The organism is Janthinobacterium sp. GW458P (genome assembly GCF_002127585.1).
Classification (GTDB): domain Bacteria; phylum Pseudomonadota; class Gammaproteobacteria; order Burkholderiales; family Burkholderiaceae_D; genus Janthinobacterium.
Genome location: NZ_NEGZ01000025.1, coordinates 37,324 through 52,227, shown reverse-complemented (window position 1 = coordinate 52,227; position 14,904 = coordinate 37,324). Strand labels below are relative to the sequence as shown.

Sequence of the window (14,904 nt, the reverse complement as noted above, 5' to 3'; positions counted from 1 at the left end):
CAGCCGCGCGCCTGTCAGGATGCTTGCCGGATTTGTTCCACGAGCATGGCCAGCGGCTGGCGGATGTCGAGCACGATGCCGGCTTCGTCCGGCAGCAAAGGCTGCAGGGTGGCCAGCTGGCTGTCGAGCAGGCTGGGCGGCATGAAATGGCCGGGCCGCTGCATGCGGCGCGCCAGCAACTCGCGCGGCCCGTCCAGGTGGGCAAAGCGCAGGGCCGGGTCGCCTTCGCGCAGCAGGTCGCGGTAGGCGCGCTTCAGGGCCGAGCAGGAGACGACCAGGCCGCCGCCCTGGGCGCGGGCCGTGGCGATGCGCTCGCGCAAGGCGGCCAGCCAGCCGGCCCGGTCGGCATCGTCAAGCGGGATGCCGGCCGCCATCTTGGCCACGTTTTCCGGGGGATGCACGTCGTCGCCTTCCACGTACGGCACGTGCAAGGCAGCGGCCAGCAGGCTGCCGACGGCGCTCTTGCCGCAGCCGGACACGCCCATCACGACCCAGCGCACGGCGGGCGCCCCCACGTTCACGGTGCCGAGACGATGACGGTGACGCGGCGGTTTTCCGCCTGGCCCGCCTTGGTGGCGTTCGAGGCGACGGGCTTGCTCATGCCCAGGCCCTTGACGACGATATTGCCACGTGGAATGCCGGCCACGCCCATGGCATCGGCCACCACGTTGGCGCGCGCCAGCGACAGCTTGTTGTTCAGCACTTCGGCGCCTTCGTTGTCCGTATGGCCTTCCACGCGCATGTGCGTGATGCCCACTTTCAGCAGGGCGGCGCTGATTTTCTGGATGGCGGCCCGGCTTGGCGCCGTCAGGCTGGAAGCGCCGAAATCGAACAGCAGCTTGTCGGTAAAGCTCAGTTCCCAGCCGTCATCCGTTTGCACGAAGCCTTGCTCCGTCAGGGTGGCGATCTGGTCGGCATTGAACGGCGCTTTCTTTTCAGGCGCGCTCTGGCAGGCGGCCAGCAGGCCCAGCATCAGGATGACGGGGCCGAGAAAGCCGAGGCGTAGTTGCTTGTAGAGGAATTGCATGGTGTAGCTCCTTGCGGTCAGGGGTGAAGGTGTGTCTGCGGTAATCGCGCCACCTGGCGCGTGCCGCGCTGCGCCTGCTTGGCGCGGTACATGGCCTCGTCCGCCGCGCCCACCAGCGACACGGCGTCGATGGCGTGATCGGGGAAGACGGCCACGCCGATGGTCAGCGAACTGACGATACTGTTGCCGGTAGGTAATTCAATGGCCTGCGCCATGGCGGCGATGATGTTGTCGGCGATGTGCATGGCATCGCTGCTGTTGCGCAGGGGCTTGAGCAGGATGGCGAATTCGTCGCCGCCCAGGCGCGCCACCAGGTCGCCTTCGCGCAATTGCTGCTTGATGCGCGCGGCAATCGTCACCAGCACGCGGTCGCCCGAGGCATGGCCGAAGGTATCGTTGATGTACTTGAAACGGTCGCTGTCGAGGAACAGGACGGCAACTTTTCCATTGCCGATCCGCGCTTCGAGGATGGCGCGCTCCAGCTCAGCTTCCATGAAGGCGCGGTTCGACAGGCCCGTCAGGCTGTCGTGGTTGGCGCGGTGCGACAGCGAGGCGTTTTCCATCTGCAGATGGCTTTGCCACGCTTCGAGCTCGTCGAGCAGGGCGTTGAAGTCGTCATTGATCTGGTTGAGCTCGGCGATCCCGGCGGCCGGCACGCGCAACTCGAACGAACGGTCGCGGCGCACGCGGTGGGCCGTTTCGGCCAGGTGGCGCAGCGGCGCCGTGATATCCGTTTCCATGCGGCGCGACAGGCGCACGGCGACGATCAGGCTCAGCGCCAGACACGCCAGCAGGCAGGAAAGACCGCTCAGCAGGAAGGGCAGCAGGCTGCGGCTATGCGGCACCAGCTTGATGCTGCCGATTACATTGTCATCATGCGTGATGGGGAAAGTCAGGGAATCGGGCAGCATCCAGCCCGTCAAGGTGCGTTCGATGACGTAGCGGGTGCCGTGCTCGCCCCGCTCCCAGCGGGCCAGCACCTGGCCATCCTTGCTGTTGACTTGCGCCTGGTCGATATCTTCATTGATGCCGATCAAGGCCATTGCTTCCTTGGCGGCCATGGGGTCGCCGAAGACGACGGCCGCTTCCACCGTATAGCTCATCGAACGGGCCACCAGGCGCAGATTCTGCTCCGAATACACGCGCAGGGCCAGCAGCGCCACGGCCGTCAGGGTCAGGCCGGCCGCCAGCACGGCGACCAGCGACACGCTCAGGTGGGCGCGCCGCAGCACGCTGTCGAGCGTGGGCCGGGGTTTGCCGGCCGCTTTGACGTCGATCCGGCGGCTCATGGCTGCGGTCCCTTGCGACGTGCAATCTGCAAGGCGTTCGGATGCACGCGCAGGCCGCTGCGGGCGATGGCGTCGAGGTTGACGTCAAAGCCGATCTGCGCGTCGGCAAGGCGCAGGCAGAACATGGTGCCCACGGTGCAGCCCGTGCCCGGTTCGGCGACCGACAGGATGGGTTTGCCGATGATCTGCGCCAGCAGGTGTTCGCGTTCGCCGTCGGGCAGGCTGCCCATGTAGACGACGTCGCATTCGCTGGCGGCCAGGCCCGCCGGCTGCAGCTTGACGCGGATGCGCTGGCCCGTGCTGGAGCCGGGCGTATCGACTATGGCCGCGCCGTAGCGGGGCGCGCCGACCATGCAGACGCGCACTTCGGGGCGCGCCATGGGCCAGCGTACATAACTGATGATGCCGAACAGGACCTGGGACACTTCGGCCGGCCGCCTGGCGTCCATTGCCGCGCCCGCTTGCGCCCATGCCGCGGCCGGCACCTGCAGGAGCAAGGCGAACGCCAGCAGCACGGCAGTGAACTGGGCAGGCGGCGCGATGCGCTGCCGGTGGCAGGGGGAAGAGGGCACGGCGTCGAGTGTCTTTATTCAGGTCGGGTAGCTGCTCAAATGGCGATTCTTCAATGCAGACTGTACGGAACTGCATGGAGAAAGTAAATCACAGCGCTACATATAACCTTGCATTATAAACACTAATGTTAAAACTTGCATTCTTTGCCATGAAGATTACTCTTCAACATTGCTAAAAATAGCAGAGATTGTCTCTATTCTTCCAATGTCGCTTCCAGCAAGTCGATTTCACGCAACAGGCGCAAGTGAATGGAGTCGTCCAGTTCGCCTGATATGCGTCGGCGGAACAGTTCGTCGCGCTCGGCGTTGAGGGCTTCCAGGCGCAGGGCCCGCTCGGCCTTGGCCAGTTCCTGCATGCGCGCAGCCTCGTCGTTGCTGCTTTCGCCATACGCGAGGCGGCGCCGGTAGGCTTCGATCAGGCGGTTGGCCGCTTCCGTGACGACTTGCTGCTTGTCATCCTTGTCGATGCCTTCGCACACTTTTTCCAGCCGCGCGATGGCCGCCTCGGCCGCGGCGGCGCGCGCATTGCGTTCTTCCGTCGAGCGGCGCGCGGGCGGCGCGAACACCAGGCCCTTGGTCAGCAGGGGCAGGGTCACGCTGGCCAGCAGCAGCGACAGTAAAATCACGCCCATGGCGAGGAAGATGACGAGGTCGCGCGCGGGGAAACGATTCCCGTCAGGCAAGAACATCGGCAGGGTCAGGATGCCGGCCAGGGTCAGCGCCCCGCGCACGCCCGCGAACGAGGCCACCAGCAGCAGGCGCAGGCTGGGGCGCGCCAGCAGCGCCGCCTCCTTCGGTTCGCCGGCCACCTTCTTGTGGTGCTTGAACAGGGTCAGCTTCATCGAGATGAAGACCCAGATGAAGCGCATGAAGGTCAGTCCCACCGTGATGGCGATGACGAACAGCGGCAGCTTCCAGGCGCTGCCGGCGCCCACTTCGGCGGACGCGGCCGGCAGGCCGGCGACGGTGGCGGGCAGCTGCGCGCCCAGCATGACGAAGATGGCGCCGTTCAGGACCAGTTGCACGGTGTCCCACACGGCCTTGCGCTGGGTGCGCGTGGCCGCCAGCGGACGGCCGATCAGGTCGGCGTAATGCATGGACACGCCCGCCGTGGCGGCGGCCAGGATGCCCGAGCCGTGGATCTGCTCGGCACCGAGGTAGGCGGCAAACGGGATCAGGATGCTGATCAGGATCTGCAGGCCCGGCTCTTCGCCGACCTTGCTTACCAGCCATTTATTCGCCAGGCCCACGCCCCAGGAGATGCCCAGGCCGATGACGATGCCGCCGCCTGCTTCCTGCAGAAAACTGAGCGAGGCGGCGCCGAGGGAAAAGCCGCCCGTCATCATGGCGCCCACGGCAAACGTGAAGCAGACCAGGCCCGAGGCGTCGTTCAGCAGGGACTCGCCTTCGAGGATGTGCATCAGGCGCGGCGGAATCGGGTTGCCGGCCGCGATGGCCGACACGGCCACGGGGTCCGTCGGCGACAGGATGGCGCCCAGCGCGAAGGCGACGGCCAGCGGCACGCTGGGGATCAGCCAGTCGATGAAAAAGCCCATGCCCAGCACGGTAAACAGCACCAGGCCGATGGCCAGCATCAGGATCGAGCGCGCGTCGGAAAAGAAGGCGCCCTTGGGAATGCGCCAGCCGTCGAGAAACAGCAGCGGCGGGATGAAGAGCAAGAAGAAAATGTCGGGATCGAGCGGCACTTGCACGCCAAACACGGCCAATCCCGTGCCGCCGGCGATCTGGATCAGCGGCAGTGGCAGCTTGACCCAGCGCGAGCGGGCAATGAAGCCGCACAGGACGACGGTCAACACGAGGATGAGGATGATGGTAACGGTATGCATTGAGGAGAGCGGCGGGGTGCTGAAACGCTGATTATAAGGCGCAGCCCGCCTGCGGAACCGCCTGCGTGTCATTGCGTACATACAACAAGTCACAATCGCGGTAAGATTGTCACCATCGTTTGCCGCCGCCGTCCCTGCGCGGCGGGCGCGTGCTTAGCCTTTTACCGGATTCCTGTTTTGCTCAAGAAAATTTTCACCGGCCTGCTGTCGTTGCTGGCGATGCTTATCGCCGCCGTGCTCGTCGCGTATCTGTATTACTGGCGCCCCGCGCTGGCGCCCGTCAATCCGCCCGCCGCCGCGGCGTTTTCTGCGCAAGCGGTGGACCGGGGCCGCATCCTGGCCGGCATGGGCAATTGCGCTGCCTGCCACACGGCCAGGGGCGGCGCCGATTACGCGGGCGGCCACGGACTGGCCACGCCGTTCGGCACGATTTACGCGACGAATATCACGCCGGACAAGCAAACGGGCATCGGCCGCTGGTCGCTGGCCGCCTTCCTGCGGGCCATGCGCGAAGGCGTGGGCCGCGATGGCGCCCATTTGTTTCCTGTTTTTCCGTACACCCATTTCAATCTCGTCTCGGACGCGGACCTGACGGCCCTGTACGCCTACTTCATGACGCGCCCGCCCGTGTATGCGGTGACGCCCGCCAACAGCGTGCCGTTCCCCTTGAACCTGCGGCCCTTGCAGGCGGGCTGGAAGTTGCTGTTTTTCAAGCCGGCCAGCTACCGGATTGATCCTGCGCAAGGGCTGGACTGGAACCGGGGCCGCTACCTGGCCGAGGGACTGGCCCATTGCGCCGCCTGCCACACGCCGCGCAATGCGCTGGGCGCCGAGCTTGGCGGTGCGGCGTATCTGGGCGCATCCATCGACCACTGGTATGCGCCGGCCTTGACCAGCGCCAATACGGCGCCCCTGCCCTGGACGCGGGACGAACTGTATGCCTTTTTGCGCACGGGGGCGACGGCCCTGCACGGCGTGGCGGCCGGCCCCATGTCGGCCGTCGTGCATGAAGGCATGGATGCCGCGCCGGACAGCGATATCCGCGCCCTGGCCACGTATTTTGCCGGCGTGGCGGGGGCAGAGCAGCGCAAGGTCGATGCCGATGCCGTGATCAAGGCCGGCATCGTCCGTTCGCAGCGCGTCAGCCTGGTCGACAACGACCGCGGCGCCAGCCTGTACGTGGCCGCCTGCGCGTCGTGCCACTCGAACAGCGATGGAAAGCCCGTGGCCCTGCGTCCGGAACTGAGCCTGAACAGCGCCGTCAGCGCGCCCGATCCCGCCAACCTGATCCAGGTGATTTTGCACGGCATCAGCAAGGACGCGGCCATGCCCGGCGTGCTGATGCCCGGTTTTGCCGCCGCGCTGACGGACAACGATGTGGCCCAGCTGGCCGCCTATCTGCGCCGCAGCCGCAGCCATCAGCCGGCCTGGACGAACCTGGAAGCGGCCGTGGCGCGCGCCCGTGCCACGGCGCTTGGCATGGATGGCGCCGGCAAGTAATTATTGAAAGTTTCTTATGTGCAATTCTTATGTATAACATTACCGTCAATGGCCAGCCTTTCGGCACCGAGGCGGACGCCGAGACACCCCTGCTGTGGGTGCTGCGCGACGAAGTCAACTTAAAAGGCACCAAGTTCGGCTGCGGCATCGGCATGTGCGGCGCCTGCACCGTGCATGTCGATGGCCGCGCCATGCGCTCGTGCATCACGCCGATTGCCGCCGTGGCCGGCTGTGCCATCACCACCATCGAGGGCCTGTCGCCGGACGGCACGCACCCGCTGCAGCAGGCGTGGATCGCCACGCAGGCGCCCCAGTGCGGTTATTGCCAGTCGGGCCAGATCATGCAGGCGGCCACCTTGCTGCGCGACTATCCGCAGCCGACGGACGCGAATATCGATGCCGTCATGAGCGGCAACCTGTGCCGCTGCATGGCGTATGTACGGATCCGCAAGGCAATTAAACTGGCGGCCGGCATGCAGGAGGCGCCTGGTGTTTAAGTTGCCTAAAGAAAATTCTTCCGGCCGTCCCGGTGCGCTGGACCGGCGCGGTTTCCTGATCGCCGCCGCCGGCACGGGTTTGACGCTGGCCTTTTTGCGCGCCGACAGCTCATTGGCCGCCGGCAAGGCGGCATCCGTACCGCCAGAACAAAGCGCCGCGCCCGCGTTCGATCCCAGCATCTGGTTCCAGATTGGCCGCGACGGCATGATCACCGTCAATATCGCCAAGGCGGAAATGGGCCAGCATATCGGCACGGCCCTGGCGCGCATCTTGGCCGAGGAGCTGGAAGCGGACTGGAGCAAGGTGCGCCTGCATTACGTGGATACGGACCCGAAATGGGGGCTGATGGTGACGGGCGGCAGCTGGTCCGTCTGGCAGAATTTCGACCCGCTCAGCCGTGCCGGCGCGGCCGGCCGCCTCGCGCTGGTGGAAGAAGGCGCGCGCCTGCTGCGCGTGCCCGTGTCCGCCTGCCACGCCAGGCTGGGCGTCGTGCATGGACGGGGCCGCTCGATTGCCTATGGCGAGATCGTGCGCCGCGGCAAGCTGGCGCGCCGCTATACGCCGGAGCAGCTGAAGGCCATCGTGCTGAAAACGCCGCAGCAGCGCAGGCTGGTCGGCCAGCAGGTGCCGGCGCTGGACATTCCGGCGAAGACGAATGGCACGGCCGTGTACGGCATCGATGCGCAGGTCGAGGGCATGCTGTATGCGCGCCCGAAGATCCCGCCCACGCGCTACGGTGCCAAGGTGGTCTCCATCGACGACTCGGCGGCAAAAAAAGTGCAGGGCTATCTGCGCAGCGTGGCCTTGCAGGATCCCAGCGGCACGGTGCCCGGCTGGGTCATGGTCTATGCGCAAACGTATGCGGCCGCCTGCCGCGCGGCCGAGCTGGTGCAGGTGAAATGGCGGGCCGGCGCGGCGGCCCATGTGTCGGAGCAGGATATCGTCAGCTATGCGGCCAAGCAGCTGGCCGACGCCAGCCTGGGCGCCCGCGTGGTCGATGATGAGGGCGTGGAGCAAGCGTTCAAGGATGCCAGCCTGAAGCTGGAACGCCACTACACGACGAGTACGGTGCTGCATTTCCAGCTCGAACCCGTCAATGCGCTGGCGCAGGAAATCGACGGCGTCTGGCACGTTCATGCGGGCAATCAATGGCAATCGCTGATCCTGCCCGTGCTGGCGCAAGCACTCAAGGTGCCGGAGAGCAAGGTGATGCTGCACACCTATTTGCTCGGCGGCGGCTTCGGGCGGCGCCTGAACGGCGATTATTGCGTGCCGGCCGCGCTGGCGGCGCAAGCCGTGGGGCGTCCCGTCAAGATGATCTGCACGCGCGCCGACGATGCCCGTTTCGATTCGCCCCGGTCGCCTTCCGTGCAGCACCTGCGCATGGCCTTCGACGAGGCCGGCAAGGTGGCGGCCATGGTGCATGAAGCGAGCGCGGGCTGGCCCACGCAGGCCATGATACCGGCCTTGCTGGCCAAGGATAAGCAAGGTCATCCGTATGATCCGTTCGCCATCGCCGGCGCCGACCACTGGTACACGGTGGGCGCGCAGCGCGTGCGGGCCGTGTCGAACGACCTGGCCAACAGCAGCTTCCGTCCCGGCTGGCTGCGCTCCGTGGGGCCGGGCTGGACGAATTGGGCCGTGGAAAGCTTCATGGACGAGGCGGCGCAGGCGGCCAAGGTCGATCCGCTGGCCTTCCGCCTGTCCTTGCTGCAGGCCACGGGGCGCAATGCGGGCAGCGCGCCGAATGCCGTCGGCGGCGCCGCGCGCCTGGCCCACGTGCTGCGGCGCGCGGCGGAGAAGGCGGGCTGGGGCACGGCCATGCCGCCCGACACGGGCCTGGGCATCGCCGCCACCTTCGGCCAGGAGCGCGACATGCCCACCTGGACGGCGTGCGTTGCCAGGGTGAAAGTGGACCGCAGCACCTGCATGGTAAAGGTGGAAAAGCTGACCATGGTGATCGACGCGGGCACCATCGTCGACCCCGATGGCGCGCTGGCGCAGGCGGAAGGAGGGGCGCTATGGGGCCTGAGCATGGCCATCCATGAAGGCACGGCTTTCCTCAATGGCGAAGTGAAGGATACCAATCTGAATACCTACACGCCCCTGCGCATGGCCGACGTGCCCGAGCTCGACATCGAATTTGTCGCCAGCAAGCAAACGGCGACGGGCATGGGCGAGCCGCCCACGACAGTCGTGGCGCCCGCCATCGGCAACGCCATCTTTGCCGCCGTGGCCTCGCGCGTGCGGCATTTGCCGATCCGTCCGGAAGCCGTGCTGAAGGGGCTGGACCGGCACGGCGCCGTCTGACGGCGGCGCGCGGCAAAATTTGACGTGCGCCGCGCGTGAACGGGCGCAGGCTGGTACACTGAGGCTTGCCGCTCGGGGCGCGCAGGCTGTGCCCGGCCCGGCAAGATCAGCGCAATTGCAGAGTGATTTCAGCGTGATGTCAGCTCGATTCCAGTTCGATAGCGGAGGCAGCCATGCAAGAACAATTTGTCAGCATTACGGCCGATGAACTTCAAATGGACGGCGTGCTTGAAATGCCCGAGCGGCCCGTGGGCATCGTCCTGTTCGCCCACGGCGCGCGCGCCGACAGCGACTACCTGGACGCCTCCAGCCACGCCACTTCGCAAGATTTCTTGCGAGCGGGCATCGCCACCCTGCGCTTCGACCAGGGCGGTGTCGAGCCTGGCGGCGGCAGCAACGGCCATGCGTATTTCGTGCGCAGCGATATCGTGCTGCTGGCGCGCCAGCTGGAAAAAGCCCTGGGCTGGCTGCAGGTCGACCCGACCACGCGGCGCCTGCCCTGCGGCCTGTATGGCTACGGCACCAGCGCGGCCGTGGTGATGCAGCTGGCAGCCTGGCGCAGCGCCGAGATCGCCGCGCTGGCCGTTTGCGATGGCCAGGTGGAAATGGCGGGCAAGGCGGCGCTGGAAAACGTGCGCGTGCCTTCGCTGCTGATCGTGGGCGGGCGCGATCCCGACGTGGCCGGCCTGAACCGCATGGCCTTTGCCGCCTTGCGCTGCGACAAACAATTGGAACAGATCGCCGCGCCTGGCGGCCCCGACACGCGCCACCAGGCGGCCCTGCTGGCCACGGACTGGTATATGCGCCATTTCAACGGGCATACGAGCTCGGCCCAGTAGTTCAATCTGGCAAGGGCGTCAGGCCAGCGCGCGCAGATTCCTCGCATGGAAGCGCACATGCTCTTCCATGAAGGTGGCGATGAAGTAGTAGCCGTGGTCATAGCCGGCCTGGCGGCGCAGCTGCAAGGGCTGGCCGGCGTCGCGGCAGGCCGCCTCGAACACCTCGGGGTACAGTTGTTCCGGTAAAAACTTGTCGGCCAGGCCCTGGTCGATCAAGATGCCGTCAGGAAATAGCGCCGGCTTGCCCTGCAGGCCACGCATCAGCGCGCTTGCGTCATAGGGCTGCCAGCTGGCTTCGTCGCTGCCCAGGTAGCCCGTGAATGCTTTTTTGCCCCATGGACACTGGCTAGGTGCGGCGATGGGGGCGAAGGCGGAGACGGAGCGGAACAGTTCCGGATTGCGCAAGGCCAGCACCAGCGCGCCATGGCCGCCCATCGAGTGGCCAAAGATGCCCGTGCGTTGCGCATCGATAGCCAGTTCCTGCTCCAGCAGCGCGCGCAATTCCAGGATGTAGCTGTACATGCGGTAGTGGCTGTTCCACGGCGCTTCGGTGGCGTCCACGTAAAAGCCGGCGCCCGCGCCGAAATCCCAGGCATCCGTCTCGCCCGCGATGTTGGCGCCGCGGGGGCTGGTGTCGGGGGCGATCAGGATCAGACCTTCCTCGGCGGCCACGCGCTGGGCGCCGCCCTTGATCATGAAAGTTTCTTCCGTGCAAGTTAGTCCCGCCAGGTAAAACAGGGCGGGACGCTTGCTCAGGGCCGTGGCGCCGGGCGCCGTGTCGGGAATGAAGGCCGAAAAACGCATGGGCAAGCCGGTGGCTTGCGCGTCGTGGCGATAAAAACGTTGTACGCCGCCAAAACAGGCGTGTTCACTCAACAGTTCCAGCATGAATTCTCCTCGTCAATCCCACAGTATAGCGAGCGCGGCGTAGCGCCGAGCCGGTATCAGCCCAGCATGGCCGCTATTGCGGGCAAGATGTCCTGTGCCGCCGCTTCCGTCTTGAACGCCAGCAGATGGTCGGCGCGCGTCTTGCCCAGGTTGATGGCAGCCACGGGCTTGCCCGTCTCGGCCGCCATGCGGCACAGGCGAAAGCTCGAATACACCATCACGGACGAGCCCACCACCAGCAGGGCGCTGGCCTCGGCCATCTTGCGCCCGGCTTCGGCGGCCCGCTCCGAGGGCACGCCATCGCCGAAAAACACCACGTCCGGCTGCAGGGTGCCGCCGCAGCGGGGACAGACGGGCAGGTGGAAGGTGGCCAGCCGGGACGGCTCCAGCAGGGCGTCGCCATCGGGCGCCGGCGTGGCCGTGGCGCCCAGCATCTGCGGATTGTCGTGTTCCAGCATGTCCTGGATCAGGCGTCGGGTGTGGCTGGCGCGGCAATCGAGGCACACCACGCCATGTATGCTGCCGTGCAACTCCGTGACGGCGCCGCTGCCTGCCTGCTGATGCAGGCCATCCACGTTTTGCGTGACCAGAGCGCCGATGTGCCGCCGCTGCGCCAGTTGCGCGATGGCCAGGTGGCCCGGATTCGGCGCGGCCCGCGCCAGCGTAGGCCAGCCCACCATGCTGCGTGCCCAGTAGCGGCGGCGCACGGCTTCCTGGCGGCGAAAATCCGGTCCTTGCACGGGGGCATTGCCGCGCCGCACGCCGTCCGCGTCGCGGTAATCGGGGATGCCGGACGCCGTGCTGATGCCGGCGCCTGTCAGCAGCAGCACGTCCGGATGGCGCTGCAGGAATTGCGCCAGCTGATCGAGGACGTGATGCGTGCTGGCGGGCCGCTGGCTGGCTGAAGAAAAGTTTTGCATGATGCGCCATGCTAACCGAAAAGCACGGCATCGTCGCAGGGGCGGGGCTGAGCGCCTATCCCCGCATTCATCGACTGAGCTAGGCTCTTATTCCAGTTTCATGCCGAAGCGCTGCAGCCGCGGCTGCCAATGCTCTTCGACGTTGGCCGAGACGAGGATGCGCTCGGCCTTGCCGATCAGCAATTGCCGTGGGACGAAGCCGAAATAGCGCGAGTCGGCGCTGTTGTCGCGGTTATCGCCGAGCATCAAAAAATGGTCGGCGGGCACCGTCACGGGAGCAAAACTGCGTGCGGCGCCCTTGATCTGCGGCAAGAGCTGGATGCGGTGCTGTTCCGTACTGTTGCGTTCGCTGATGCGCTGCGCCGTCAGCCGGCCCACGTGGGCAATGGTTTCGGGCGCCGTATCGAGTGCCGTGTACTGGGCAGGCTGGCCATTGATGATCAGTTGTTCCTCGCGCATCTCCACGGTATCGCCGGGCAGGGCGATGATGCGCTTGATCAGGCGCGTACCGTCTTTTGGCGAGGAAAAGGTCACGATGTCGCCCCGTTGTGGTTCGCCCAGGCGTTGCAATACGATATCGGTCAGCGGCACTTTCAGGTTGAAGGCGAGGCGGTTGACGAAGACCACGTCCCCTTCCAGCAGGTTGGGGCGCATGGATGCCGACGGTATGGGATTCCAGTCCGCCACGGCCGTGCGGAACACGCCGAACAGCAGGAGAAACATCAAAAAGCCTTTGTTGGCGCGCATCCATGTTTTCATCGTGTCTCGCTTTCGGCCAGTGCCTGTGATCGTTGGGGAACGCGCCAGCGGTACCGGCGCCATGCCACGATGCACGGCGAGGCTGAAGCCGGTCTTAAATCCGGTGAGAAATCAGGGGACTGGGCGCAATGGCGGGAACGCTGTTGCGTGCATACATCACTCGCGTTTCAACATTTCCGTTCCCGCTTCACGGATGCCGGCACGGCGTATGCGTATCGTCGCCGCCGTTTCGCAGGCGCTTGCCGTGCATGTCGTCCCACAGTTCACCCAGCGCCACCAGCAGGCCGCCAGCCACGAGGGGGATCGCCACCAGCCATGGAATGCTGTCGAGCCATGGGCCCAGCACGATGGCCGAGGCCACGGCAATGACGATGGCGCTGCACCAGAAGCGGCGCGGATGCCGCAGGGTCAGCAGGTAGTGCAGGTTGTTCATAAATCCTCCTTGGTGAGCATGCGGAACAGCCGGGCGGCCAGGATGCTGCTGACGGCGATGACGATGCAGCCGTCCAGGAAAAACAGGATCTTGCCCACCAGGTGCATGCCCTGTATCAGGTAGGCGGGCAGTTCCTGCACTTCCGCCCATTGCGTCATGCGCGCCAGCACGATGGCGGCGGCAAAGATGGCGAGCGCCAATGCCAGTACCAGCAGCACATGTTCAAACAGGCGTTGACGCAATTTCATGTCGGACTTTGCAAGGCAGGGAAGATTCCCGTACCTTGACGTTATCAGTCCAATATCGCACTGCTTTGCGCTGCGACAAAGTCGCGCCGGATTGCCGGACAGGCGCATTGCTGTCCGGCAAAGCGGCTATTTGAAGGCCTTGATGACGGCGTCCAGCTTGACTTTCAATGACTTGTCGTGCGCGTGGATGGCCGGCACCTCGCGCTGTACGCCGAGCAACTGGTAGACGGCCGTTTGCGCCGCGCGCACCGAGTATTCCACGGTAAACACGACATCGTCGGCGATTTCCACGAATTGGCTGACAAAGGCCAGGTTGACGCAGCTGGCCGGCACGGGCAGCGGACGGTCGCTTTTCGTGCGTGGCATGAACATGCTGGTGATGTAGGGCATGCGGCAGGGAATGCAGTTGGCCGTGGCCATGATGTCCAGGTCGAAGTTCAGGTGGCCGCACAGTTCGCGCAGGATCTCCTCGCCGCTGCATTCGGACATGGGCTTGGCGACGAAGTTGCCGATGCGGTCGGGGTGCAGCGCGTAGCCCCAGAACACTTGCACGCCAGCGGGCTGGCCGGCGAAATGGGGCTGGTGCGCCAGCACCACCGACATGAACCAGTTGCTGTCCTTGAAGGTGACGAGGCCGCCCGTGCCCGCGCTGTTGCCCGTGAATTGTTCCATCCTGTCAAAGAAGGCGCTGTCCTTCAGCGTGACCGTGTACGACGCCCAGTACGATTCCGGGATGCTGCTGTTGAAGACGGCGGGACGGCCCAGTTCCGGGCGGCCTTCGGCCAGCTTTTCCCACAGGCGCCAGCCATGGCTGTCGTTCTTCGTGCGCTTGGCCGGCGCGCTGTGCATGCTGCCATAGCTGGAAGCATCCGTCATCGAGGCATTCTGGAAGAACACCAGGTCGCCGGCGGCAACGGCAATCACGTCGGCCAGGCCGCGGCGCTGGCAGTGCAGGGCGGTGGCGGTCAGGCGGCCGTCGGTCTCCTGCAGCGTGATATCCGTGACGGCGCAATCCATGACGATGGTCACGCCTTGCTCCTGCAGCCAGGCGACCAGGGGGCGCACCAGCGAATCGTACTGGTTGTAGACGGTGCGCTTGACCCCTGCCAGGGTTTCGATGCGCGAAAACTCCAGCATGAAGCGGTGCAGATAGCGCTTGAACTCGACCGCGCTGTGCCAGGGCTGGAAGGCGAACGTGGTGGCCCACATGTACCAGAAGCTGGTGTCGAAGAATGCGGGCGAGAGCCAGTCCGTGATGGCGCTGCTGCCCAGGGTGTCTTCATCGGCTTCCGTCAGCTTCAGCAGTTCCAGCCTGTCCTGCATGGAAAAGCCCATGCTGCTGACATCGACCTTGAAGCGGTTGCGGTCGACCAGGCGCGCGCGCGAGTGGGGAATGTGCCGTTCGTTGAAGGCGATGGTTTCATCGTAGACGCTCAGGCCCGCATGTTCGAGCGAGGGGATGCTCTTGAACAAGTCCCAGGTGCACTCATAATTGTCGGTGGTCAGCATGCGCCCGCCGCGCAGCGTGTAGCCATCCTCGGCGTTGCCACCGCCGTCGAGGCTGCCCCCGGTCACGGGCGCCGCTTCAAAGATGCTGATATTGCTGCCTTGCATGCCGCCGTCGCGTAGCATGAAGGCCGCCGCGGCCAGCGAGCCGATGCCGCCGCCTACCAGATAGGCTTTTTTGTCTGTATTACTCATGTTTTTCCCCGAATGTGTGCGCAGTCGCGTGCGCGAAAGGCTGGCAAGCGGCACGGCGGAGGCCGTGCCATAT

General features: G+C 65.6%; 15 protein-coding genes. 4 read left to right on the top strand and 11 right to left on the bottom strand.

The features are described from left to right. Positions 1 to 14: 14 nt before the first annotated feature. From CBW50_RS15435 to CBW50_RS15415, 5 genes are all read right to left on the bottom strand, one after another. Complete coding sequence (locus CBW50_RS15435) at positions 15 to 485, bottom strand: gluconokinase (protein WP_086146405.1); 471 nt, start codon at positions 483 to 485, stop codon at positions 15 to 17. Positions 486 to 517: 32 nt separating this feature from the next. Further along, positions 518 to 1,027 (bottom strand): OmpA family protein, encoded by a 510-nt coding sequence (locus CBW50_RS15430; protein ID WP_086146383.1) that lies wholly within the window; start codon positions 1,025 to 1,027, stop codon positions 518 to 520. A 17-nt stretch (positions 1,028 to 1,044) separates the two neighbouring features. Then, positions 1,045 to 2,316 (bottom strand): diguanylate cyclase, encoded by a 1,272-nt coding sequence (locus CBW50_RS15425; RefSeq protein WP_086146382.1) that lies wholly within the window; start codon positions 2,314 to 2,316, stop codon positions 1,045 to 1,047. Beyond that, the gene (locus CBW50_RS15420; protein WP_253251946.1) at positions 2,313 to 2,888 is read right to left on the bottom strand and encodes a YfiR family protein; all 576 of its coding nucleotides are present in this window, start codon (positions 2,886 to 2,888) and stop codon (positions 2,313 to 2,315) included. Before CBW50_RS15420 ends, CBW50_RS15425 begins: the two co-directional genes overlap by 4 nt. A gap of 194 nt (positions 2,889 to 3,082) precedes the next feature. Further along, the gene (locus CBW50_RS15415) at positions 3,083 to 4,735 is read right to left on the bottom strand and encodes a Na+/H+ antiporter (RefSeq protein ID WP_086146381.1); all 1,653 of its coding nucleotides are present in this window, start codon (positions 4,733 to 4,735) and stop codon (positions 3,083 to 3,085) included. 177 nt (positions 4,736 to 4,912) lie between these two features. Between CBW50_RS15415 and CBW50_RS15410 the strand changes: the two genes are divergently transcribed. The 4 genes from CBW50_RS15410 to CBW50_RS15395 all read left to right on the top strand — a co-directional run bounded on the left by CBW50_RS15410 (position 4,913) and on the right by CBW50_RS15395 (position 9,882). After that, complete coding sequence (locus CBW50_RS15410) at positions 4,913 to 6,235, top strand: cytochrome c (RefSeq protein WP_086146380.1); 1,323 nt, start codon at positions 4,913 to 4,915, stop codon at positions 6,233 to 6,235. 29 nt (positions 6,236 to 6,264) lie between these two features. Then, complete coding sequence (locus CBW50_RS15405) at positions 6,265 to 6,732, top strand: (2Fe-2S)-binding protein (RefSeq protein WP_086146379.1); 468 nt, start codon at positions 6,265 to 6,267, stop codon at positions 6,730 to 6,732. Beyond that, entirely contained in the window at positions 6,725 to 9,043 is a 2,319-nt protein-coding gene (locus tag CBW50_RS15400) for a xanthine dehydrogenase family protein molybdopterin-binding subunit (RefSeq protein ID WP_086146378.1), read from the top strand. The genes CBW50_RS15405 and CBW50_RS15400 overlap by 8 nt, the downstream gene beginning before the upstream one ends. A gap of 173 nt (positions 9,044 to 9,216) precedes the next feature. Next, on the top strand, positions 9,217 to 9,882 hold the full coding sequence (locus CBW50_RS15395; RefSeq protein ID WP_086146377.1) for a dienelactone hydrolase family protein: 666 nt from the start codon (positions 9,217 to 9,219) through the stop codon (positions 9,880 to 9,882). A gap of 18 nt (positions 9,883 to 9,900) precedes the next feature. On the opposite strand, the gene fghA is transcribed toward CBW50_RS15395, so the two are convergent. The 6 genes from fghA to CBW50_RS15365 form a co-directional block, all read right to left on the bottom strand. Continuing rightward, positions 9,901 to 10,770 (bottom strand): S-formylglutathione hydrolase, encoded by an 870-nt coding sequence (fghA, locus tag CBW50_RS15390; protein WP_301178813.1) that lies wholly within the window; start codon positions 10,768 to 10,770, stop codon positions 9,901 to 9,903. Positions 10,771 to 10,826: 56 nt separating this feature from the next. Beyond that, on the bottom strand, positions 10,827 to 11,690 hold the full coding sequence (locus CBW50_RS15385) for an NAD-dependent protein deacetylase (RefSeq protein WP_086146376.1): 864 nt from the start codon (positions 11,688 to 11,690) through the stop codon (positions 10,827 to 10,829). 87 nt (positions 11,691 to 11,777) lie between these two features. Next, positions 11,778 to 12,449 (bottom strand): signal peptidase I, encoded by a 672-nt coding sequence (lepB, locus tag CBW50_RS15380; protein WP_086146375.1) that lies wholly within the window; start codon positions 12,447 to 12,449, stop codon positions 11,778 to 11,780. A gap of 187 nt (positions 12,450 to 12,636) precedes the next feature. Further along, positions 12,637 to 12,882 (bottom strand): hypothetical protein, encoded by a 246-nt coding sequence (locus CBW50_RS15375; protein WP_086146374.1) that lies wholly within the window; start codon positions 12,880 to 12,882, stop codon positions 12,637 to 12,639. Further along, positions 12,879 to 13,130 carry a hypothetical protein gene (locus tag CBW50_RS15370; protein ID WP_086146373.1) on the bottom strand — a complete coding sequence of 84 codons (252 nt, stop codon included), beginning with the start codon at positions 13,128 to 13,130 and terminating at the stop codon, positions 12,879 to 12,881. Before CBW50_RS15370 ends, CBW50_RS15375 begins: the two co-directional genes overlap by 4 nt. A 126-nt stretch (positions 13,131 to 13,256) precedes the next feature. Next, positions 13,257 to 14,885 (bottom strand): oleate hydratase, encoded by a 1,629-nt coding sequence (locus tag CBW50_RS15365; protein WP_301178812.1) that lies wholly within the window; start codon positions 14,883 to 14,885, stop codon positions 13,257 to 13,259. Positions 14,886 to 14,904 lie beyond the last annotated feature (19 nt).

Excerpts from the sequence above, each read along its gene's own strand:
- fghA (WP_301178813.1), bottom strand. The coding sequence starts at position 10,770 with ATGCTGGAACTGTTGAGTGAACACGCCTGTTTTGGCGGCGTACAACGT.
- CBW50_RS15395 (WP_086146377.1), top strand. The coding sequence starts at position 9,217 with ATGCAAGAACAATTTGTCAGCATTACGGCCGATGAACTTCAAATGGAC.
- CBW50_RS15415 (WP_086146381.1), bottom strand. The coding sequence starts at position 4,735 with ATGCATACCGTTACCATCATCCTCATCCTCGTGTTGACCGTCGTCCTG.
- CBW50_RS15435 (WP_086146405.1), bottom strand. The coding sequence starts at position 485 with ATGGGCGTGTCCGGCTGCGGCAAGAGCGCCGTCGGCAGCCTGCTGGCC.
- CBW50_RS15370 (WP_086146373.1), bottom strand. The coding sequence starts at position 13,130 with ATGAAATTGCGTCAACGCCTGTTTGAACATGTGCTGCTGGTACTGGCA.
- CBW50_RS15430 (WP_086146383.1), bottom strand. The coding sequence starts at position 1,027 with ATGCAATTCCTCTACAAGCAACTACGCCTCGGCTTTCTCGGCCCCGTC.
- lepB (WP_086146375.1), bottom strand. The coding sequence starts at position 12,449 with ATGAAAACATGGATGCGCGCCAACAAAGGCTTTTTGATGTTTCTCCTG.
- CBW50_RS15425 (WP_086146382.1), bottom strand. The coding sequence starts at position 2,316 with ATGAGCCGCCGGATCGACGTCAAAGCGGCCGGCAAACCCCGGCCCACG.
- CBW50_RS15385 (WP_086146376.1), bottom strand. The coding sequence starts at position 11,690 with ATGCAAAACTTTTCTTCAGCCAGCCAGCGGCCCGCCAGCACGCATCAC.
- CBW50_RS15375 (WP_086146374.1), bottom strand. The coding sequence starts at position 12,882 with ATGAACAACCTGCACTACCTGCTGACCCTGCGGCATCCGCGCCGCTTC.
- CBW50_RS15405 (WP_086146379.1), top strand. The coding sequence starts at position 6,265 with ATGTATAACATTACCGTCAATGGCCAGCCTTTCGGCACCGAGGCGGAC.